1 protein-coding gene is annotated in these 1,522 nt (G+C 64.8%); it reads left to right on the top strand.

Going from position 1 to position 1,522, the window contains the following annotated elements; translation table 11 throughout:
• Positions 1 to 184: 184 nt before the first annotated feature.
• Entirely contained in the window at positions 185 to 1,486 is a 1,302-nt protein-coding gene (locus RFM68_RS33465) for an IS4 family transposase (protein ID WP_320237195.1), read from the top strand.
• Positions 1,487 to 1,522: the final 36 nt, after the last annotated feature.

Below are 1,522 nucleotides of genomic sequence, written 5' to 3'. Positions count from 1 at the left end.
GGGCTAGCGTGCGCACACATTTGCTTCGTGTTTGATGTCAAGGGGATGTCGCGTTGGCTGTGTTGGGGGTTGAAGGGCTGGAATCGTATGTGATTCTGTAGTTGCCATTGTTGATTCGGGAGGTTTCGACGATGGCACCACTGCTTGGATACTTCGGCGACCTGCGCCTGCAAAAAAGGGGAGCATGGTTCTGGAGCGCATGCTTGCGCGCGTCAGCACGGGCATGCGCCGGCTGGCCGACACGCGCGCTGAGAAGGTTGCGTTCACGCGCCTGTTTCGCAATCGTCACGTGAGCAAGCAAGAGATCATCCGCACGGCAGCGGCGCGAACGGCCGAAGCGGCGGCCGGCCGCCATGTCTTGCTCATCGAGGACAGCAGCGAGATCAACTATGAGGCCAAGCGCTTGCGCAAGCGGGGCCTCGGCCGCGTCGGCAATGGCAAGGATGTCGGGCTGTTCGTGCATCCGGCGCTGGCCGTGGATGCCGCGGACGGCTCGGTTCTTGGCCTTGCGGGCGCCACGATCTGGCGGCGCCAGGGACGCAAGGCGGATGACTATCAGGCGCTGCCGATCGAAGCCAAGGAAAGCTACAAATGGATTGCCGCGGCCCAGGCGGCGCGCCAGGCGATGACCGACACGCCACTGGCCACCGTGATCGGCGACCGCGAGGCCGACATCTACGAGGTGTTTGCAAGGCTGCCCGACGAGCGCACCCATGTGCTCATCCGCGCCGTACGGGATCGGGCCTTGGGCGGACGGGAGCGCCTGTTCGGCGCGATCGCCAAGACGCCGGAAGCCGGCCGCATCGCCTTCGAACTGCAGGCACGTCCCGGCCGGCCGGCACGCAGCGTTGAGTTGGCCGTTCGCTTCGTCGCGGTGAGCTTGCGCCAGCCGCGCCTTGGTGCCGATAGCCGCGATCCTCGCGAACTCCCGCTCAACATGGTGGAAGTGCGCGAGATCGCGCCACCGTCGCCGAAGGAAGCGGTGATCTGGCGGCTGTTGACCACTCACAGCGTCGAAACACTCGCCGATGCCTGTCGCATCGTCGATCTCTATCGCGCGCGCTGGACCGTCGAGCAGCTGTTCAGGACCATGAAGTCGCAAGCCATCGATCTGGAGGAAAGTCTTATCGCCGATGGCGAGGCGCTCGAGCGCCTGGCCGCCGCCGCCTTGATCGTCGCCACAAGGGTCATGCAACTCGTGCACGGGCGCGGCCCGGCCGGTCAGGCCTTCAAGGCCGCCCGTCTCTTCAGCTCCATCGAGATCACTGTTCTGGAAGCTCTCGTCGCCAGGCTCGAAGGCAAGACCCAAAAGCAAAAGAACCCGCACCCCGGGCACACGCTCGCCTGGGCTGCCTGGTGTATTGCCCGGCTCGGAGGATGGAACGGCTACGCAAGGGAGCGCCCGCCAGGCCCGGTCACCTTCTCCAACGGCCTCAAACGTTTCCACGCCATCGCCGAGGGCTTCGCTCTTGCAAATCCCAACTAACCAACCCCCAAAGCAAATGTGTGCGCACGCTAGCCC

The sequence above is a fragment of the Mesorhizobium montanum genome (genome assembly GCF_033977145.1).
GTDB lineage: Bacteria > Pseudomonadota > Alphaproteobacteria > Rhizobiales > Rhizobiaceae > Mesorhizobium > Mesorhizobium montanum.
This window is presented reverse-complemented; position numbering and strand designations above follow the sequence as displayed.